General features: G+C 58.3%; 16 protein-coding genes. 1 reads left to right on the plus strand and 15 read right to left on the minus strand.

Going from position 1 to position 19,666, the window contains the following annotated elements:
• Positions 1–50 precede the first annotated feature (50 nt).
• A complete protein-coding gene (locus F8N12_RS08615) occupies positions 51–947 on the plus strand; it encodes a LysR substrate-binding domain-containing protein (protein WP_150580080.1) in 897 nt (298 codons plus the stop codon).
• Positions 948–1,057: 110 nt separating this feature from the next.
• Here F8N12_RS08615 and ispD read toward each other — a convergent pair whose 3' ends face one another.
• The 15 genes from ispD to bamA all read right to left on the minus strand — a co-directional run bounded on the left by ispD (position 1,058) and on the right by bamA (position 19,636).
• Positions 1,058–1,765 carry a 2-C-methyl-D-erythritol 4-phosphate cytidylyltransferase gene (ispD, locus tag F8N12_RS08620; protein ID WP_150580081.1) on the minus strand — a complete coding sequence of 236 codons (708 nt, stop codon included), beginning with the start codon at positions 1,763–1,765 and terminating at the stop codon, positions 1,058–1,060.
• Entirely contained in the window at positions 1,762–2,040 is a 279-nt protein-coding gene (gene ftsB, locus F8N12_RS08625) for a cell division protein FtsB (RefSeq protein WP_150580082.1), read from the minus strand. The genes ispD and ftsB overlap by 4 nt, the downstream gene beginning before the upstream one ends.
• A 167-nt stretch (positions 2,041–2,207) precedes the next feature.
• Positions 2,208–3,497, minus strand: a complete 1,290-nt coding sequence (eno, locus tag F8N12_RS08630) for a phosphopyruvate hydratase (RefSeq protein WP_008072676.1) — start codon at positions 3,495–3,497, stop codon at positions 2,208–2,210.
• 146 nt (positions 3,498–3,643) lie between these two features.
• A complete protein-coding gene (gene kdsA / locus F8N12_RS08635) occupies positions 3,644–4,489 on the minus strand; it encodes a 3-deoxy-8-phosphooctulonate synthase (RefSeq protein WP_150580083.1) in 846 nt (281 codons plus the stop codon).
• Positions 4,490–4,494: 5 nt separating this feature from the next.
• Positions 4,495–6,126, minus strand: coding sequence for a CTP synthase (locus F8N12_RS08640; protein WP_150580084.1), 1,632 nt, complete (start codon positions 6,124–6,126; stop codon positions 4,495–4,497).
• A 274-nt stretch (positions 6,127–6,400) separates the two neighbouring features.
• Positions 6,401–7,729 carry a tRNA lysidine(34) synthetase TilS gene (gene tilS / locus F8N12_RS08645; RefSeq protein WP_150580085.1) on the minus strand — a complete coding sequence of 443 codons (1,329 nt, stop codon included), beginning with the start codon at positions 7,727–7,729 and terminating at the stop codon, positions 6,401–6,403.
• Positions 7,730–7,860: 131 nt separating this feature from the next.
• Positions 7,861–8,808 carry an acetyl-CoA carboxylase carboxyltransferase subunit alpha gene (locus tag F8N12_RS08650; protein ID WP_150580086.1) on the minus strand — a complete coding sequence of 316 codons (948 nt, stop codon included), beginning with the start codon at positions 8,806–8,808 and terminating at the stop codon, positions 7,861–7,863.
• A 153-nt stretch (positions 8,809–8,961) separates the two neighbouring features.
• The gene (gene dnaE / locus F8N12_RS08655) at positions 8,962–12,483 is read right to left on the minus strand and encodes a DNA polymerase III subunit alpha (protein WP_150580087.1); all 3,522 of its coding nucleotides are present in this window, start codon (positions 12,481–12,483) and stop codon (positions 8,962–8,964) included.
• Positions 12,484–12,559: 76 nt separating this feature from the next.
• Positions 12,560–13,201, minus strand: coding sequence for a ribonuclease HII (gene rnhB, locus F8N12_RS08660; RefSeq protein ID WP_150580088.1), 642 nt, complete (start codon positions 13,199–13,201; stop codon positions 12,560–12,562).
• Positions 13,198–14,328, minus strand: coding sequence for a lipid-A-disaccharide synthase (gene lpxB, locus F8N12_RS08665; protein WP_150580089.1), 1,131 nt, complete (start codon positions 14,326–14,328; stop codon positions 13,198–13,200). The genes rnhB and lpxB overlap by 4 nt, the downstream gene beginning before the upstream one ends.
• A gap of 2 nt (positions 14,329–14,330) precedes the next feature.
• On the minus strand, positions 14,331–15,107 hold the full coding sequence (gene lpxA, locus F8N12_RS08670; RefSeq protein WP_150580090.1) for an acyl-ACP--UDP-N-acetylglucosamine O-acyltransferase: 777 nt from the start codon (positions 15,105–15,107) through the stop codon (positions 14,331–14,333).
• Entirely contained in the window at positions 15,104–15,544 is a 441-nt protein-coding gene (gene fabZ, locus F8N12_RS08675; RefSeq protein WP_007907157.1) for a 3-hydroxyacyl-ACP dehydratase FabZ, read from the minus strand. Before fabZ ends, lpxA begins: the two co-directional genes overlap by 4 nt.
• 108 nt (positions 15,545–15,652) lie before the next feature.
• Positions 15,653–16,708 (minus strand): UDP-3-O-(3-hydroxymyristoyl)glucosamine N-acyltransferase, encoded by a 1,056-nt coding sequence (gene lpxD, locus F8N12_RS08680; RefSeq protein ID WP_150580091.1) that lies wholly within the window; start codon positions 16,706–16,708, stop codon positions 15,653–15,655.
• A gap of 3 nt (positions 16,709–16,711) precedes the next feature.
• Positions 16,712–17,215 carry an OmpH family outer membrane protein gene (locus F8N12_RS08685; protein ID WP_010462812.1) on the minus strand — a complete coding sequence of 168 codons (504 nt, stop codon included), beginning with the start codon at positions 17,213–17,215 and terminating at the stop codon, positions 16,712–16,714.
• A 45-nt stretch (positions 17,216–17,260) separates the two neighbouring features.
• Positions 17,261–19,636 carry an outer membrane protein assembly factor BamA gene (bamA, locus tag F8N12_RS08690; RefSeq protein WP_150580092.1) on the minus strand — a complete coding sequence of 792 codons (2,376 nt, stop codon included), beginning with the start codon at positions 19,634–19,636 and terminating at the stop codon, positions 17,261–17,263.
• Positions 19,637–19,666: the final 30 nt, after the last annotated feature.

Below are 19,666 nucleotides of genomic sequence, written 5' to 3' on the forward strand. Positions count from 1 at the left end.
AATAATCCGGAGGAAAGCAAAACATTATTGCTGCACAGGGATAATCACTTATGTCAGAGAACCGCTGGGAAGGCATCGACGAGTTCGTCGCCGTGGCTGAATGCAGCCAGTTCACCGCAGCCGCAGACCGACTTGGTGTTTCTTCCTCGCACATCAGTCGTCAGATCGTACGCCTCGAAGAGCGTCTTCAGACACGATTGCTCTATCGGAGCACCCGGCGGGTCACGCTCACGGAAGCAGGGCAAACATTTCTGCAGCACTGTCAGCGTTTACAGGATGGTCGTGAAGAAGCATTGCGCGCAGTGGGTGACCTGACGAGCGAACCGAAAGGCATGCTGCGCATGACCTGTGCCGTGGCGTATGGCGAACGCTTTATCGTGCCGTTGGTGACGCGTTTCATGGGGCTTTACCCGCAGCTTCGCATTGATATCGAACTGAGCAATCGTCAGCTGGATCTGGTGCACGAAGGCCTGGACCTGGCGATTCGCTTAGGCCGCTTGCAGGACTCAAGACTGGTCGCGACACGCCTGGCACCACGACGGATGTACCTGTGCGCGTCACCGTCCTACGTTGAGCGGTACGGTCGGCCACACAGTCTGTCGGAATTGAGCCAGCACAATTGCCTGATCGGCAGCACGGATGTTTGGCAGCTGGAACAGAACGGCAAGGAATTTTCCCAACGGGTGCAGGGAAACTGGCGGTGCAACAGTGGGCAAGCGGTACTGGATGCGGCGTTGCAAGGCGTCGGATTGTGTCAGCTGCCGGATTATTACGTGCTGGGACATCTGAAAAGCGGGGAACTGATTTCTTTGCTGGAGGCGCATCAGCCGCCCAACACGGCGGTATGGGCGTTGTATCCGCAACAACGGCATTTGTCACCGAAGGTGAGAAAGTTGGTGGATTATTTGAAGGAAGGGTTGGCGTCCAGGCCGGAGTACAGGGTTTGAGGTTTGAAGATCAAAAGATCGCAGCCTCGTTGCACTCGACAGCTCCTACAGGTGCCTTACGGTGCAAACCGACAAGGTAGGAGCTGTCGAGTGCAACGAGGCTGCGATCTTTAGCGGCGATTAGCCCAACGCAGACGCAGCCATTCAAGATCCTCAGGCCGAGTGACCTTGAGGTTATCTGATCGCCCCTCGATCAGACGTGGCGCCAGCCCTGCCCACTCCATAGCGGAAGCCTCATCGGTGATGACTGCGTCACCCACCAGGCTATCGGCCAAGGCCCGATGCAAGGCGCCGAGGCGAAACATCTGCGGCGTATAAGCTTGCCAGATCACGCTGCGATCCACGGTTTCGAGTACGCGACCGTGCTTGTCGACTCGTTTAAGCGTATCGCGAGCCGGAACGGCCAGCAGTCCACCGACCGTGTCGTCCGCCAACTCACTCAGCAACTTGTCCAGATCATCACGGCTCAGATTGGGCCGCGCAGCATCGTGCACCAATACCCAATCTTCATCGTCCGCACCCAGCGCATGCAGATGCAGCAAGGCATTGAGCACCGACCCGGAACGCTCCTCACCGCCGTCAACGCGTTGAATACGCGAATCGCCGGCGCACGCCAGATTCGGCCAGTAAGGATCATCAACCGCAAGACTGACCACCAAACCCTTCAGGGCAGGATGATCAAGGAAACAGCCGAGGCTGTGTTCAAGAATAGTGCGTCCGCCCAGTTGCAAGTACTGCTTGGGACGGTCTGCGGCCATCCGGGCACCGACGCCTGCGGCGGGGATCACGGCCCAAAAGGCCGGTATCGAGGAATTCATTGTGCAAGCTGGTAAAGGGTTTCACCGTCCTTGACCATACCCAACTCGTGACGAGCCCGCTCTTCCACGGTCTCCATGCCTTTTTTGAGCTCGCTGACTTCGGCCCCCATCACTCGATTGCGTTCCAGCAAACCTTCGTTCTCAGCGTGCTGATCGGCAATCTGCTGACTCAACTCCGCCACTTGCGCAAGGCTGCCATTACCGACCCAGAGGCGGTATTGCAGACCTGCCAGCAACAGGAGCAGAACGAGGAACAACCAATTGGGACTGCGCATCGAATATCAGGTATCCAGTGGAAAAAAGACAGCCATGCCAAAACTTAGCATCTGATAGCACGAAGCCTGGAAGACCCAGGCTTGTGCTGATAAGGCATCAGATTTGGCAAATCCATCGCTGTCGCGATTTTGCCGACACTATCCGCTGACTTTTAAACAGTCAACGCTTAACCGCGGAACTCGCTACGGCCGTTGTACTTGGCTTTGCCGTTCAACTGCTCTTCGATACGCAGCAGTTGGTTGTACTTGGACACGCGATCCGAGCGGCACAGAGAGCCGGTCTTGATCTGGCCAGCCGCCGTACCCACTGCCAGGTCGGCAATGGTCGAGTCTTCGGTTTCGCCGGAGCGGTGCGAGATCACGGCGGTGTAACCAGCGGCCTTGGCCATCTGGATGGCTTCCAGGGTTTCGGTCAGGGTGCCGATCTGGTTGAACTTGATCAGGATCGAGTTGGCGATCTTTTTATCGATGCCTTCTTTGAGGATCTTGGTGTTGGTTACGAACAGGTCGTCGCCCACCAGCTGGGTTTTCTCGCCGATCTTGTCCGTGAGGATTTTCCAGCCAGCCCAGTCGGACTCGTCCAGACCGTCTTCGATCGAGATGATCGGGTAACGCTCTGTCAGGCCTTTCAGGTAGTCGGCAAACCCTTCAGCCGTGAACACCTGGCCTTCGCCGGAGAGGTTGTACTTGCCGTCTTCGTAGAATTCGCTGGCGGCGCAGTCCAGTGCCAGAGTCACATCAGTACCCAGCTTGTAACCGGCGTTGGCCACGGCTTCGGAGATCACTTTCAAAGCGTCTTCGTTGGAAGCCAGGTTTGGCGCGAAACCACCTTCGTCACCTACAGCAGTGCTCAGTCCACGGGCCTTCAGTACGGCTTTGAGGTGATGAAAAATCTCGGTGCCCATGCGCAGACCTTCCGAGAAGGACTTAGCGCCAACCGGCTGCACCATGAATTCCTGGATGTCGACGTTGTTATCGGCATGCTCGCCACCGTTGATGATGTTCATCATCGGCACCGGCATCGAGTAGACACCCGGCGTACCGTTCAGGTTGGCGATGTGCGCGTACAGCGGCAGATCCTGATCCTGAGCAGCTGCCTTGGCGGCGGCGAGGGAAACGGCGAGGATGGCGTTGGCACCCAGGGTGGCTTTGTTTTCAGTGCCGTCCAGCTTGATCATCGCGTGATCGAGCGCTTTCTGGTCGCTTGGGTCAGTGCCCAACAGCAGGTCGCGGATCGGACCGTTGATGTTGGCGACCGCTTTCAGAACGCCCTTGCCCAGGTAACGGCTCTTGTCGCCATCACGCAGCTCGAGTGCTTCACGCGAGCCAGTGGAAGCACCGGACGGCGCGCAAGCACTGCCGATGATGCCGTTATCGAGAAGCACGTCCGCTTCCACGGTGGGATTGCCCCGGGAGTCGAGAACTTCACGACCTTTGATGTCGACTATTTTTGCCATTGTTGTAAACACTCCAAAGTTGACGAAGACGCTTTACCGATCGATTTATACTTTTGGATCAAATCCTGTAGGAGCCGCCTTGCTGGCGGTAGCGTGTTCAGGATCGCTATCGCCAGCAAGCCGGCTCCTACGGTGGAAATCCGCAGTTACGCGGTTTCCACGGCAGGAAAACTTTTCACCAACTCGTCCAGGGCTTTGAGCTGGGCCAGGAATGGCTCCAGTTTGTCCAGACGCAGCGCGCAAGGACCATCGCATTTGGCATTGTCCGGATCCGGGTGCGCTTCAAGGAACAGGCCGGCCAGCGACTGGCTCATGCCGGCCTTGGCCAGATCGAGGACCTGGGCGCGACGACCGCCAGCGGAATCGGCACGACCTCCGGGCATTTGCAGGGCGTGGGTCACGTCGAAAAACACCGGGTATTCGAACTGCTTCATGATGCCGAAGCCGAGCATGTCGACGACCAGGTTGTTGTAGCCAAAGCTTGAACCGCGCTCGCAGAGGATCAACTGATCGTTACCCGCTTCAACGCATTTGCTCAGGATGTGCTTCATTTCCTGAGGAGCGAGAAACTGGGCTTTCTTGATGTTGATGACCGCGCCGGTCTTGGCCATCGCGACCACGAGGTCGGTCTGGCGCGACAGGAAAGCAGGCAGCTGGATGATGTCGCAGACTTCAGCAACGACCGCAGCCTGATCCGGCTCGTGGACGTCAGTAATGATCGGCACGCCAAAGGCTTGCTTGATGTCCTGGAAAATCCGCATGCCTTCTTCCAGGCCAGGGCCACGGTAAGAGGTCACGGAGGAACGATTGGCCTTGTCGAAGCTGGCCTTGAACACGTAAGGGATGCCGAGCTTCGCGGTCACCTTGACGTACTCTTCGCAGACCTGCATCGCCATGTCGCGGCTTTCCAGCACGTTCATGCCACCGAACAGCACCATCGGCTTGTCGTTGGCAATCTCGATGTCGCCTACGCGGATGATCTTCTGCGCCATTGGAATTACGCCTTCTTCTGGTGTTGGACCAAAGCTGCTTTAACGAAACCGCTGAACAACGGGTGACCGTCGCGCGGCGTCGAAGTGAACTCAGGGTGGAACTGGCACGCGACGAACCATGGATGATCCGGCGCTTCGACCACTTCAACCAGCGCGCCATCGCCGGACCGACCGGAGATTTTCAGGCCGGCTTCCATGATCTGCGGCAGCAGGTTGTTGTTCACTTCGTAGCGATGACGGTGACGCTCGACGATCACGTCCTTGCCGTAGCAGTCGTGAACCAGCGAACCCGGCTCCAGCAGACAATCCTGCGCGCCGAGGCGCATGGTGCCGCCGAGGTCGGAGGTTTCGGTACGGGTTTCGACCGCGCCGGTGGCATCTTCCCACTCGGTAATCAGGCCCACGACCGGGTGACCGCTTGCACGATCGAACTCGGTGGAGTTGGCGTCTTTCCAGCCCATGACGTTACGAGCGAACTCGATCACGGCCACTTGCATGCCCAGGCAGATACCGAGGTACGGCACCTTGTTTTCGCGAGCGTACTGCACGGCAGTAATCTTGCCTTCCACGCCACGCAGACCGAAGCCGCCCGGCACCAGAATCGCATCGACGCCTTCCAGCAGCGCAGTGCCCTGGTTTTCGATGTCTTCGGAATCGATGTAGCGCAGGTTGACCTTGGTGCGGTTGCTGATGCCGGCGTGACTCATCGCTTCGATCAGCGACTTGTAAGCGTCCAGCAGCTCCATGTACTTGCCGACCATGGCGATGGTGACTTCGTGCTCAGGGTTGAGCTTGGCGTCCACCACGGCTTCCCACTCGGAGAGATCGGCGCCGCCGCATTGCAGGCCGAAACGCTCGACGACAAAATCGTCCAGACCCTGCGAATGCAGGATGCCCGGGATCTTGTAGATGGTGTCGGCGTCTTCCAGCGCAATCACCGCACGTTCTTCAACGTTGGTGAATTGCGCGATTTTGCGACGCGAGGAAATGTCGATCGGGTGATCAGAGCGGCACACCAGCACGTCAGGCTGCAGGCCGATGGAACGCAGTTCCTTGACCGAGTGCTGGGTTGGCTTGGTCTTGGTTTCGCCGGCGGTGGCGATGTATGGCACCAGGGTCAGGTGCATCAGCATCGCGCGCTTGGCGCCGACTTCGAAACGCAATTGACGAATCGCTTCGAGGAACGGTTGCGACTCGATGTCGCCTACCGTGCCACCGATCTCGACCATGGCCACGTCGGCATCGCCGGCGCCCTTGATGATCCGGCGCTTGATCTCGTCGGTGATGTGCGGAATGACCTGAATGGTCGCGCCCAGGTAATCACCACGGCGCTCTTTGCGCAGCACGTGCTCGTAGACACGGCCGGTGGTGAAGTTGTTGTTCTGGGTCATGGTCGTGCGGATGAACCGCTCGTAGTGACCCAGGTCCAGGTCGGTCTCGGCGCCGTCGTGGGTGACGAACACTTCACCGTGCTGGAACGGGCTCATGGTGCCCGGATCGACGTTGATGTACGGGTCCAGCTTCAGCATGGTGACCTTAAGTCCCCGCGCCTCCAGGATGGCCGCCAATGAAGCCGAGGCAATGCCTTTCCCCAATGAAGAAACAACACCGCCCGTGACGAATATGTAGCGCGTCATGAAAAACCCTAGAAGTCTGCGTTAAAGCGGTACGAGCCGCCGGGGAAAGCGAAGGAAGGCCGAAGCCCCCGATCACCTGCATTAATCACAGTGCAACCTTCGAAAAAACCGCCGCGTTGGGACAGACCGGGAAATGAAACACCGGTACGTTGCTCGCTACACATTTTTTGGAATCGCCCAGCAAAGACTGCTTGGTAATCGGCAACTGCTGCAATTCAGGCGAATCCACAGAAGTTGTATCAAGAAGGGAGCGTAGTCTACCGGAAAGCCCCTATCAGCTCAAACCTTGATCTTCGGTTGGCGGCTGCCAATGCAAATGCCAGCCATGCGGATCACTGCCATTCAAGCCCCGCAGATTGGCGACCGCCAGCAATTGCTCGCCCTGATACAGCAGCGGCAATCTGCCACGGACGAACGCGGGAACGGCACTTTCATTGAGCAGGCGCTTGAGATCGCGATGCCCACGCCCAGGCAGATACATGACTTCGCCACCTTCACGATAGCGCACCTGCAGCGGTCCATTTGGGACGCTGCCGCTGATCGTCAGCACGCCATTATCCGGCAACGTCAGAGCTTTCGCTTGCTCCAGCCATTCGTTCGATGCCAGCGGATCGCGCAACCAGGCGCCGGACAACCACCAGATTCGCCCCCCGGCCCGATGCAGTTCGCCATCGGCCAGACGCCAGATTGGCCGGGCGTCGCCCGAGGCATCACGCAGATCATCCCACCCCGACCAATGGTCGCTGTCGGGCAGGCTGGTCACTGGCGAGAGCCAGTGACTGAGCGCATTGCGCTGTCGAGCGGCGGACAATAGTGCGAGCGGCGCCAGTTCGAGGGACGGCACGCCGAGCCAAGGGAGATCACTGACGGTCTGTGCAGCGCTCAGGTCGATCAGCGCCAATTCATCGAGCAACCCTTGTGCCTCCCGCAAATGCGCCGCACTGCGAGCCATGTTGGCGGTGGCTTGCGGCCAGCGCTCGGTCAGTTCAGGAAAGATTTGATGCCTTAGGTAATTGCGCGAGAAGCGCCGATCTTCATTTGTCGGGTCTTCGATCCAGCTCAACCCGTGCTCCGCGGCGTAGGCTTCCAGCTCCGCGCGTGTGACATCCAGCAACGGACGCAGCAAATGCCCGCGGCCCAACGAGCGCTGACCCGGCATGCCTGCCATCCCACGCACCCCTGCCCCGCGCAGCAACCGGAACAACAAGGTTTCCGCCTGATCGTCCCGGTGTTGACCGGTGAGCAGTACGTCACCGGCCTGAGTTGCTGCATCGAAGGCGTCATACCGCGCATCCCGTGCTGCCCGTTCGAGGCTGGCGCCAGGCCGAACCTGCACGCGGATTACCTGCAACGGTACGCCCCATGCGTCACAGACCGACAGACAGTGTTGCGGCCACGCATCCGCCGCCGCCTGAAGACCATGGTGAACGTGGATGGCTCTGAGTTCTGGGAGGGATGTGGTTTTTGCGAGGTGTACAAGCAGATGCAACAGGACGGTGGAATCAAGGCCACCGGAGAACGCGACGCGCCAGGTTTTGACGTTGCGCCATAGCTTCAGACTCATCAAAAGCCGGGAAGGCAAATCAATCGTGGCCCGATCCATATCTTTCCCTTTGCACAAATCAAATGTGGGAGCGGGCTTGCTCGCGATTGCAGTCACACACTCAACCGATCAGTTGAATGTTGAACCGCCATCGCGAGCAGGCTCGCTCCCACATTGAAGCCGAGGTCAGATCAGAGACCGTAGCTCATCAGGCGCTCGTAACGACGGGTCAACAGCGCTTCGGTATCGAATTCCTTGAGCATCGCCAATTGCGAACTCAATTCCGCGCGGATCGAAGCGGCGGCAACGGCCGGATTGCGATGAGCGCCGCCCAGTGGTTCGCCGATCACCTTGTCAACGATACCCAGGCCTTTCAGGCGCTCGGCGGTGATGCCCATGGCTTCAGCGGCATCCGGCGCTTTCTCGGCGGTCTTCCACAGAATCGAGGCACAGCCTTCCGGCGAAATCACCGCGTACGTCGAGTACTGGAGCATGTTCAGCTGATCGCACACGCCAATCGCCAGTGCGCCGCCAGAACCACCCTCACCAATCACGGTGGCGATGATTGGCGTTTTCAGGCGAGCCATGACGCGCAGGTTCCAGGCGATGGCTTCGCTCTGGTTGCGTTCTTCGGCATCGATACCAGGGTAAGCGCCCGGGGTATCAATGAAGGTCAGGATCGGCATCTTGAAGCGTTCGGCCATTTCCATGAGGCGGCACGCTTTGCGGTAGCCTTCAGGACGTGGCATGCCAAAGTTGCGACGAACTTTCTCGCGTACTTCGCGGCCTTTCTGGTGACCGATGATCATCACCGGCTGGTCGTCGAGACGGGCGACGCCACCGACGATCGCAGCGTCGTCGGAGAAGTGACGGTCACCGTGCAACTCGTCGAACTCGGTGAAGATGTGTTCGATGTAGTCCAGGGTATAAGGACGTTTCGGATGACGCGCCAGACGCGCGATCTGCCAGCTGGTCAGCTTGCCGAAGATGTCTTCGGTCAGCGTGCTGCTTTTTTCCTGCAGGCGGGAGATCTCTTCGCCGATATTCAGCGAATTGTCATTACCGACCAAGCGCAACTCTTCGATCTTGGCTTGCAGGTCGGCGATCGGCTGTTCGAAATCTAGAAAATTCGGGTTCATAGGCGTCCGTCTAGGGTCGACGTCCAAGAGAGCTTGGGCCGGCCGGTTGTCTATTCGCGCCCTACCTTAAGGGACAGGCGCGTTCAGGTCGAGATTAAAAAATGTGGTCGAGATCAGCTTCCGCTCTTCATGGCAAAGAATGAAGCCTGACCGTCAACGGTATTGGAGGAAGACGTTGTCTCGCCCGAACTGGTCACGCAGGGCTTGAATCAACGCATCCGCCGGGTCGATCCGCCAGGTCTCGCCGAACTGCAGCAAGGCTTTCGCATCGGGGCTCGTGTACTCCATGGTAATCGGGCACGCGCCGCGGTGGCGTTTGAACAACTCACCCAGCCAGCGTAGCTGATCGCCCTTGAGGTCTTTGGTCTGCAATTTCAGACGCAGGCTCTCGGCAAGATTGGTGCGCGCATCTTCCATGCTCATGACGCGCTTGACCCGCAAGCGCAAACCGCCGGAAAAATCGTCGTTGCTGACCTCGCCTTCGACCACCACCATCGCGTCGGTCTGCAGCAGCGACTGCGCCGAATGGAACGCCTCGGCGAACAGCGAAGCTTCGATGCGGCCGGAGCGATCGTCCAGGGTGATGAACCCCATCTTGTCGCCCTTTTTATTCTTCATCACCCGCAGCGCGATGATCATGCCGGCGACGGTCTGTGTATCGCGAGCGGGCTTGAGATCAATGATGCGCTGACGGGCAAAGCGGCGAATTTCGCCTTCGTATTCGTCAATCGGGTGCCCGGTCAGGTACAGACCCAGCGTGTCTTTCTCGCCTTTCAGGCGTTCCTTGAGCGTCAGCTCTTTCGCCTTGCGGTGGTTGGCGTAGACGTCCGCGTCTTCCTCGACGAACAGTCCGCCAAACAGGTCGGCATGCCCACTGTCGTGGGTGCGCGCGGTTTGCTCGGCGGCCTTGATCGCCCCTTCCATCGCATTGAGCAGGATCGCGCGATTCTGGTCGATACTCGCTTGATAGGCTTTCGGTTCGTCATGGAAACAAGGTCCCAGACGATCCAGAGCGCCGCTGCGGATCAAACCGTCGAGGGTGCGCTTGTTGATCCGTTTGAGGTCGACCCGCGCGCAGAAGTCGAACAGGTCCTTGAACGGTCCGTCCTGGCGCGCTTCGGTAATGGCTTCGACCGGCCCTTCACCGACACCCTTGATCGCGCCGAGGCCGTAGATGATCCGGCCTTCGTCGTTCACCGTGAACTTGAATTCGGAGGTATTCACATCCGGTGCGTCGAGACGCAGCTTCATGGTGCGAATTTCTTCGATCAAGGTCACGACCTTGTCGGTGTTGTGCATGTCCGCCGACAACACCGCCGCCATGAACGGCGCCGGGTAGTGTGTCTTCAGCCATGCAGTCTGGTACGACACCAGTCCGTAAGCGGCGGAGTGAGACTTGTTGAAGCCGTAGCCGGCGAATTTTTCCACCAGGTCGAAAATGTTACCGGCCAGGTCGGCATCAATATTATTGGTCGCGCAACCTTCAATGAACCCCCCGCGCTGCTTGGCCATTTCTTCGGGTTTTTTCTTGCCCATGGCTCGACGCAGCATGTCCGCACCGCCAAGGGTGTAGCCGGCCATGACCTGGGCAATCTGCATCACCTGTTCCTGATACAGGATGATGCCGTAGGTCGGTGCCAATACTGGCTTGAGGCCTTCGTATTGATAGTCCGAGTGCGGGTACGCCAGTTCGGCACGCCCGTGCTTGCGATTGATAAAGTCGTCAACCATGCCCGACTGCAGCGGGCCGGGACGGAACAGTGCTACCAGTGCGATCAGGTCTTCCAGACAGTCGGGCTTGAGCTTTTTGATCAGCTCCTTCATGCCCCGGGACTCGAGCTGGAACACCGCCGTGGTTTCGGCTTTCTGCAGCAGCTGATAGGTCGGTTTGTCGTCGAGCGGAATAAAGGCGATGTCGAGCGGCGGCTCATCGACCTTGGCGCGGTCGCGGTTGATGGTTTTCAGCGCCCAGTCAATGACCGTCAGGGTGCGCAGACCGAGGAAGTCGAACTTCACCAGACCCGCGGCTTCAACGTCATCCTTGTCGAACTGGGTGACCAGGCCATCGCCGGCTTCATCGCAATAGATCGGCGAAAAGTCGGTCAGTTTGGTCGGGGCGATTACCACGCCACCGGCGTGCTTGCCGACGTTACGCACCACGCCTTCGAGCTTGCGCGCCATTTCCCAGATTTCCGCAGCTTCTTCATCGACCTTGATGAAGTCACGCAGGATTTCTTCCTGCTCGTAAGCCTTTTCCAGGGTCATGCCGACTTCGAACGGAATCATCTTCGACAGACGATCGGCCAAACCGTAAGACTTGCCCTGCACCCGCGCCACGTCACGCACCACAGCTTTGGCCGCCATGGAACCGAAGGTGATGATCTGGCTCACCGCGTTACGGCCGTATTTCTCGGCCACGTAGTCGATCACCCGGTCGCGGCCGTCCATGCAAAAGTCGACGTCGAAGTCGGGCATGGAGACCCGTTCCGGGTTGAGGAAACGTTCGAACAGCAGGTCATATTCCAGCGGATCGAGGTCGGTGATCTTCTGCACATAGGCTACCAACGAACCGGCACCCGACCCCCGGCCAGGACCAACTGGTACGCCATTGCTCTTGGCCCACTGGATAAAGTCCATCACGATCAGGAAGTAACCCGGGAAGCCCATCTGGATAATGATGTCCAGCTCGAAATTCAGTCGATCGACGTACACCTGTCGCTTGGCTTCGTAGTCTTCGGTCGTGTCCTTGGGCAGCAGGACGCTGAGGCGATCTTCCAGACCGTCGAACGACACCTTGCGGAAATACTCGTCGATGGTCATGCCATCCGGAATCGGGAAGTTAGGCAGAAAGTGCTTGCCCAACTTCACTTCGATATTGCATCGCTTGGCGATTTCGACGGTGTTCTGCAGCGCCTCGGGAATGTCGCTGAACAGCTCGGCCATTTCCTCAGCGCTCTTGAGGTATTGCTGATCGCTGTAATTCTTCGAGCGCCGCGGATCGTCGAGGGCGCGGCCTTCACCGATGCAGACGCGGGTCTCGTGCGCCTCGAAATCTTCCTGTTTGATGAAGCGCACATCGTTGGTCGCCACCAGCGGCGCGCCGATTTTATCGGCCAAGGCCACGGCAGCGTGCAGTTGTTCTTCATCATTCGGGCGGCTGGTACGCTGGATTTCCAGATAGAAGCGGTCCGGGAACACGGCCATCCATTCGCGGGCGAGGGTTTCCGCTTCGGCAGGATTGCCGCCAAGCAGGGCCTGGCCGACTTCGCCTTCCTTCGCCGCCGACAACATGATCAGGCCTTCACTGGCCTCGGCTACCCACTCGCGCTCGATGATGATCGAGCCATTGCGTTGGCCGTCGATGAAACCGCGGGATATCAGTTCGGTCAGGTTGCGATAACCCACGGCGTTCATCGCCAGCAGGCTGATCCGGCTCAGCGCATTGTCCGGGTCTTTGTTCGACAGCCACAGGTCGGCGCCGCAGATCGGTTTGATCCCCGCGCCCATCGCCGCTTTATAAAATTTGACCAGAGAACACATGTTGTTCTGGTCAGTGACCGCCACGGCAGGCATGTTCATGCCGACCAGGGTCTTGACCAGCGGCTTGATCCGCACCAGACCGTCGACCAGGGAGTATTCAGAGTGCAGGCGTAGATGAACGAATGAAGCCGGCATGGTGATCCTGTCTGTGAGCATGAAAACAACAAGGCCCGGATTGTACCGGGCCTTGGCGAAAACATCAGCCTTGCGACTAACCCTCGATCAGGATTTCCCGCGCTTCATACGCCATGCGAACAGGCGCAAACGAACGCCGGTGAATCGGGGTCGGGCCCAGCCGAGCCAATGCCTCGAGATGCGCGGGGGTCGGGTAACCCTTGTGGCCACCGATGCCGTAGCCCGGGTAAATCAGTTCGAAGGCAGCCATCTCGCGGTCGCGACTGACCTTGGCCAGAATCGACGCCGCGGCGATGGCTGGAACCTTGCCATCGCCCTGAATCACCGCCTCGGCGCGCATGGATAATTTCGGACAACGATTGCCGTCGATCATCGCCAGTTTCGGCTGAATATGCAGGCCTTCGATCGCGCGCTGCATGGCCAGCATGGTGGCGTGCAGGATATTCAGTTGATCGATTTCATCGACTTCCGCACGAGCAATGCTCCAGCTCAGCGCTTTTTCGCAAATTTCGTCATAAAGCTTTTCACGGCGGGCTTCGGTGAGCTTCTTCGAATCATTCAGGCCTAAAATAGGCCGCTTCGGATCGAGAATGACCGCCGCCGTGACCACTGCACCACAGAGCGGGCCGCGGCCGACTTCGTCGACACCGGCAACCATGTCTTCGAGCTCGGCGACCAAGGTGAAATCCAGCCCCATCTGAACGCTGTTTTTTATCATTTTGTTTCGCCAATCAACTTCAACACCGCGTCCGCCGCCTGATTGGAGGCATCCAGACGCAAGGTCCGGTGAATTTCATCGAAGCCGCGAGTCTGTTCCTCGCCGCCTTCGATCAGGGGGGACAACGTCTGTGCCAGCGCCTCGACCGTCGCATCGTCCTGCAACAATTCCGGTACCAACAGACGCTGGGCCAGCAGGTTCGGCAGCGACACGTATGGGCTCTTGACCATGCGCTTGAGAATCCAGAACGTCAGCGGCGCCAGACGATAGGCCACTACCATCGGCCGCTTGTACAACAACGCTTCAAGCGTAGCTGTTCCGGAAGCAATCAGCACCGCATCGCACGCGGCGAGCGCCAGATGCGATTTGCCATCCAGCAGGGTCAGTGGCAGATCGCGACCGGCGAGCAATTCTTCAAGCTGTTTACGACGCTCGGGACTGGCGCACGGCATGACGAACCGGACCCCGGGACGCATGGCGCGCAAACGTTGGGCGGTATCGAGGAACAGAGCACCGAGACGCCCGACTTCACCGCCGCGACTGCCGGGCATCAGGGCGACCAGCGGCCCGTCAGGCAAACCGAGTTCAGCGCGCGCGGCGGCGCGATCAGCCTGCAGTGGAATCGCGTCCGCGAGGGAGTGCCCGACAAACCGCACCGGCACGCCCTTGTCTTCATAAAATTTGGCTTCAAACGGAAACAGCGTCAGCATCAGGTCGCAGCCTTCGCGGATCTTCAGCACTCGCTTCTGCCGCCATGCCCAGACGGACGGGCTGACGTAATGCACGGTCTTGATACCGGCCTGACGCAGTTTGAGTTCGATGTTGAGGGTGAAGTCCGGTGCATCGATGCCGATGAACACGTCCGGTTTCTCGGCGATCAGGTCTGCAATGAGCGTCTTGCGGCGCTTGAGCAACTCGCGCAGCCGACCGAGCACTTCGACCAGGCCCATGACCGAAAGACGCTCCATCGGGAAATACGAGGTCAGGCCTTCGGCCTGCATCAATGGGCCACCTACCCCGATGAAGTCGACAGCCGGATGCCGTGTCTTGAGCGCGCGCATGAGACCGGCGCCCAGAATGTCACCGGAAGCCTCACCCGCCACCAGCGCAATACGCAGATTAGCCATGATTAACGCGTGATGCCGCGGGTCGAAGACTGGATGGAGTCGCGAAATATCGCAACTTCCGGGAACTGCGCCGACGACTCGGCCAGCTCGCCGAGCGCTTGTTCAACCGTCAGTCCGTGGCGGTAAACCACCTTATAAGCTCGACGTAACGCATGGATTGCTTCTTCGCTGAAACCCCGGCGGCGCATGCCTTCGAAGTTCATGCTGCGCGCTTCGGCCGGGTTGCCGAATACCGTAACGTACGCTGGGACGTCCTTGCCAATGGCTGTGCCCATGCCGGAAAAGCTGTGGGCGCCTATATGGCAATACTGATGAACCAGAGTGAAACCCGACAGGATCGCCCAGTCGGCAACGTGCACATGCCCGGCCAACGCAGTGTTGTTGACCAGGATGCAGTGGTCGCCGATGACGCTGTCGTGCCCGATGTGCGCGTACGCCATAATGAGGTTGTGATCCCCCAGGGTCGTTTCCGAACGGTCCTGAACAGTCCCACGATGAATCGTCACGCCTTCGCGAATGACGTTGTGGTCACCAATGACCAGCCGGGTTTCTTCGCCTTTGTATTTGAGGTCCGGCGTATCTTCGCCGATCGAAGAAAACTGGTAGATGCGATTGTGCTTACCAATCCGTGTCGGGCCCTTGAGAATTACATGCGGCCCGATCACTGTTCCCTCGCCGATTTCCACACCTGCGCCGACGATCGACCATGGGCCGACCTCGACGTCGGCGGCCAGAACGGCCGTCGGATCGATGATTGCGCGAGGGTCAATCAAACTCATAGTTTGCGTTCCGCGCAGATGATTTCAGCCGAGCAGACTGGCTTGCCGTCGACCGAAGCCTGGCATTCGAATTTCCAGATCTGACGCTTGCAGCTCAGGAACTTGGCTTCAAGGATCAACTGATCGCCCGGGAGGACCGGCTGGCGGAAGCGCAGCTTGTCGGAGCCGACGAAATAGTAAAGCGTGCCATCGGCGGGCTTCACGTCGAGCATTTTGAAACCAAGGATCCCGGCAGCCTGAGCCATCGCTTCGATGATCAATACGCCCGGCATGATTGGATGCGCAGGGAAGTGACCATTGAAGAACGGCTCGTTGATGCTGACATTCTTGTACGCGCGAATGCGCTTGCCTTCCACATCCAGATCCACGACCCGATCCACCAGCAGGAACGGGTAACGGTGAGGCAGGTATTCGCGAATCTCGTTGATGTCCATCATTTCGGGGGGAAGCCTATGTAAAGATTGGGAGCGCGCGACTGACGCGCGCCCCTCTAGCAAATCAAGGGGGCAGTCTAACGGCTGTGCACACTTGATATGGAAATGGTATCAGCCATCTGATGAAGCATTACCGTCAGGGGTCACTTCCCCTACTCGCTTTTCCAGCTGTCGTAACCGTCGAGCAATGTCATCGAGCTGACGCAGACGTGCCGCGCTTTTGCGCCATTCGGCAGCCGGCTGCATGGCCGTGCCGGAAGAATAGGAACCTGGCTCGGTAATCGAGTGGGTAACCATGGTCATCCCGGTGATGAAAACCTTGTCGCAAATCTCGATGTGCCCCACCAGCCCGACACCACCGGCGAGCATGCAATGCTTGCCGATTTTGGTGCTGCCAGAGATACCCACACAAGCAGCCATGGCGGTGTGATCACCGATCTGCACGTTATGGGCAATCTGGATCTGATTGTCGAGCTTGACGCCATTACCGATGACGGTATCCGCCAGCGCACCGCGGTCGATGGCGGTATTGACGCCAATCTCCACATCGTCGCCGACCAGCACACCGCCGATCTGGGCGATTTTCTGCCAGATGCCTTTCTCGTTGGCAAAGCCGAAGCCTTCACCACCGAGCACTGCACCGGATTGGATCACCACCCGCTTGCCGATGCGCACATCGTGATACAACGTGACTCTCGGGGCCAGCCACCCGCCCTCGCCGATCTCGCTGCGCGCACCAATAAAGCAGTGCGCGCCAATTGTCACGCCTGCGCCGATACGCGCTCCGCATTCAATAACCGCAAAGGCACCGATACTCGCCGCAGGATCAATCACGGCGTTGTCCGCCACCACCGCAGTCGGGTGGATGCCGGGAGCTGCCTTGGGTTTGGGATCGAACAGATGGGAGATGCGTGCGTACGCAAGGTACGGATCGGGAACGATCAGCACATCACTCTTACACCCGTCGGCATCGGCGGCCTTCAGCAACAAGGCAGCGGCCCGGCAGTCCACCAGGTATTTACGGTATTGGGGATTTGCCAGGAAGCTCAACTGAGCTGGGCCAGCCTCTTGCAAAGTGGCTAGCCCAGTAATTTCTTTCTCCGCGTCGCCACGTAGGGTGGCGCCGAGGAACTCGGCCAACTGGCCGAGTTTCATGGTCGCTGTCATGGATTACTTCAGCTGATTCATGCGCTCGATGACCTGGCGGGTGATGTCGTACTGAGGTTTGACATCAATCACTGCGCCACGCTCGAAGACCAGGTCAAAAGCACCTTTCTTGATGACTTCTTCCACAGCGCTGTCCAGTTTCGGCTTCAGCTGCTTCAGCATTTCACGGTCGGCAACGGCTTTTGCTTCGTTCAGTTCCTTGGACTGAAACTGAAAGTCACGAGCCTTTTGCTTGAATTCAAGCTCCAGACGCTCGCGCTCGCCTTGCTGCATTTTGTCACCGCCGGCCATCAGACGATCCTGAATGCCTTTGGCACTGCTTTCCAGTGTTTTGAGCTTGCTCAGCTGAGGGCCGAACTTTTTCTCGGCATCCACGGCGTATTTCTTCGCCGCGTCAGATTCCAGCAGGGCCATTTGATAGTTCAGAACGGCGATTTTCATGTCGGCAAAAGCCGGACCTGCTACCAGTACGGTTGCCAGGAGAACCAATTGAGTCAACTTACGCACGATGCACTCCTACAAAATCCATTGTCGTTATCTTGGGTCAGACGCTTAGAACGTCTGGCCGAGGGAGAATTGGAACACTTGTGTTTCAGCCTCATCCGGTTTTTTGATTGGCATGGCCAACGCGAAACTCAATGGACCCAGGGCGGTGACCCATGTCACACCGACACCGACGGAGCTTGCCATGTTGCTCAGGCTGATTTCGTTGCACTTGGTGTTGGACTTCGTGCCATCGGCGTTGGTGGTATCCGAGCAAGACGAGTCGAACACGTTACCCACATCCCAGAAGACCGAAGTGCGCAGGGAACGTTGATCTTTCACGAACGGCAGAGGGAACAGCAGCTCTACACCACCCTGGATCAGGACGTTACCACCGAATGGCAGTGGATCCTGGTCCGGGTCAACCGATGTACCCGGGTTACGACCGGTACTCGGCGTACTGCGTGGACCCAGCGTGCTGTCCTTGAAGCCACGTACCGAGTTGAAACCACCTGCGTAGTAGTTCTCGTAGAACGGCAAGCCGTCGGTCGAACCGTATCCGTCACCGTAACCCAGCTCGGTGTGCAGGCGCATGGTGTAGTTTTCGGACAATGGCTGGAACAACTGGCCACGGTAATCAAGCTTGAAGAACGACAGGTCGCTGCCCGGCGTCGTGGTTTCCAGCACCAGGCTCTGAGAGCGACCGCGAGTGGCCAGCACGCCTTTGTTCAATGTCGACTCGGACCAACCGGCCGAGGCCTTGAAGTTCAGGTACTTGTCGCCTTCCTTGTTCACGAAATCGAAAATCTCGTCGACGGTGTAAACGCCCGTCTTGATCGTGTCCTGTTGCGCTGTCAGGCCGAAGGTCAGGCGCGACGTTTCGCTGATCGGATAACCCACGTTGACGCCGGCACCCAGACTGTCCACTGCATAGCTGGCGAGATCGGTTTCAAGCTCGTCATAGTCAGTGGTGCGATAGAACGCGTTGTAACCGAGGCTGACGCCATCAGCAGTCCAATACGGGTCCACATAACCGAAGTTATACCGAGTCTGGTATTCACTGCGGGTCAGGCCGATGCTGACCTTGTTACCGGTACCGAGGAAGTTGTTCTGAGTGATCGAGCCACCAAGAATCAGACCGGCGCTCTGGGCAAAACCGACACTCGCAGTGATCGAGCCGGACGCCTGCTCTTCTACGCTGTAGTTCACATCAACCTGGTCGTCGACACCCGGCACTGCTGGCGTTTCGACGTTGACTTCCTTGAAGAAGCCCAAACGCTCAAGACGGGTCTTGGACTGGTCGATCAAGTAGGTCGACGCCCAACCCCCTTCCATCTGACGCATTTCACGGCGCAGCACTTCGTCTTCCGACTTGGTGTTGCCACGGAAGTTGATACGGTTTACGTAAGCACGTTTGCCCGGATCGACAGCGAACGTGATATCGACGGTGTTGTCTTCATCATGAGGCTGAGGCACGCCGTTGACGTTGGCAAAGGTGTAGCCTTCGTTACCCAGACGACGGGTGATCAGTTCGGACGTAGTCGTCATCAGCTTGCGCGAGAACACCTGGCCTTTCTGCACCAGCAGCAACGATTTGACCTGGTCCTCAGGGACTTTCAGGTCACCACTGAGTTTGACGTCGCGAACGGTGTACTTCTCGCCTTCGTTGACGTTGACAGTGATATAGACGTGTTTCTTGTCCGGGGTGATTGAGACCTGGGTCGAAGCGATATCCATGTTGATATAGCCACGGTCCAGGTAGTAGGAGCGCAGACGCTCCAGGTCACCGGACAGCTTTTCACGCGCATACTTGTCATCGTTCTTGAAGAACGACAACCAGTTGGTGGTTTTCAGTTCGAACAGATCGATCAGGTCGTCATCCGGGAAAACCGTGTTGCCCACCACGTTGATGTGCTGGATAGCGGCAACCGTGCCTTCGTTGATGTTGACCTTGAGCGCCACGCGGTTACGCGGCTGCGATACCACTTCGGTATCGACGGTCGCCGAGTAACGGCCCTGAGCGACGTACTGACGCTGCAGTTCGTTACGCACGCCTTCGAGCGTGGCGCGCTGGAAGATCTCGCCTTCGGCAAGACCGGATTGTTTGAGACCCTTCATCAAGTCTTCAGTAGAGATCGCCTTGTTACCCTCGATCTCGATACTGGCAACGGATGGGCGCTCGACCACCGTGATGACCAGGACGTTGCCATCACGGCCCAGCTGGATATCTTGAAAGAAACCGGTTTTGAACAACGCACGAGTGGATTCCACCAGGCGACGATCATCCGCCTGTTCACCGACGTTCAACGGCAAGGCACCAAAGACGCTACCCGCGGAGACCCGCTGGAGGCCATTGACGCGAATATCAGAGATAGTGAAGGACTCGGCGTGAACTTCGGCGATCATCAATACGGTGAGAACCGCAGTTAGCAGCAGACGTTTCATGAAGTCCTTTCTTATTCCAACTGGCAATAA

The sequence above is a fragment of the Pseudomonas fluorescens genome, assembly GCF_902497625.1.
GTDB classification, from domain to species: Bacteria; Pseudomonadota; Gammaproteobacteria; order Pseudomonadales; family Pseudomonadaceae; genus Aquipseudomonas; species Aquipseudomonas fluorescens_BQ.

What these genes read in the sequence shown, in the direction of transcription:
- eno (WP_008072676.1), bottom strand. Translation starts at nt 3,497, where the DNA reads ATGGCAAAAATAGTCGACATCAAAGGTCGTGAAGTTCTCGACTCCCGG.
- F8N12_RS08640 (WP_150580084.1), bottom strand. Translation starts at nt 6,126, where the DNA reads ATGACGCGCTACATATTCGTCACGGGCGGTGTTGTTTCTTCATTGGGG.
- lpxB (WP_150580089.1), bottom strand. Translation starts at nt 14,328, where the DNA reads ATGGCTAATCTGCGTATTGCGCTGGTGGCGGGTGAGGCTTCCGGTGAC.
- ispD (WP_150580081.1), bottom strand. Translation starts at nt 1,765, where the DNA reads ATGAATTCCTCGATACCGGCCTTTTGGGCCGTGATCCCCGCCGCAGGC.
- bamA (WP_150580092.1), bottom strand. Translation starts at nt 19,636, where the DNA reads ATGAAACGTCTGCTGCTAACTGCGGTTCTCACCGTATTGATGATCGCC.
- F8N12_RS08615 (WP_150580080.1), top strand. Translation starts at nt 51, where the DNA reads ATGTCAGAGAACCGCTGGGAAGGCATCGACGAGTTCGTCGCCGTGGCT.
- lpxA (WP_150580090.1), bottom strand. Translation starts at nt 15,107, where the DNA reads ATGAGTTTGATTGACCCTCGCGCAATCATCGATCCGACGGCCGTTCTG.
- dnaE (WP_150580087.1), bottom strand. Translation starts at nt 12,483, where the DNA reads ATGCCGGCTTCATTCGTTCATCTACGCCTGCACTCTGAATACTCCCTG.
- rnhB (WP_150580088.1), bottom strand. Translation starts at nt 13,201, where the DNA reads ATGATAAAAAACAGCGTTCAGATGGGGCTGGATTTCACCTTGGTCGCC.
- ftsB (WP_150580082.1), bottom strand. Translation starts at nt 2,040, where the DNA reads ATGCGCAGTCCCAATTGGTTGTTCCTCGTTCTGCTCCTGTTGCTGGCA.
- tilS (WP_150580085.1), bottom strand. Translation starts at nt 7,729, where the DNA reads ATGGATCGGGCCACGATTGATTTGCCTTCCCGGCTTTTGATGAGTCTG.
- F8N12_RS08650 (WP_150580086.1), bottom strand. Translation starts at nt 8,808, where the DNA reads ATGAACCCGAATTTTCTAGATTTCGAACAGCCGATCGCCGACCTGCAA.
- fabZ (WP_007907157.1), bottom strand. Translation starts at nt 15,544, where the DNA reads ATGATGGACATCAACGAGATTCGCGAATACCTGCCTCACCGTTACCCG.
- kdsA (WP_150580083.1), bottom strand. Translation starts at nt 4,489, where the DNA reads ATGGCGCAGAAGATCATCCGCGTAGGCGACATCGAGATTGCCAACGAC.
- lpxD (WP_150580091.1), bottom strand. Translation starts at nt 16,708, where the DNA reads ATGACAGCGACCATGAAACTCGGCCAGTTGGCCGAGTTCCTCGGCGCC.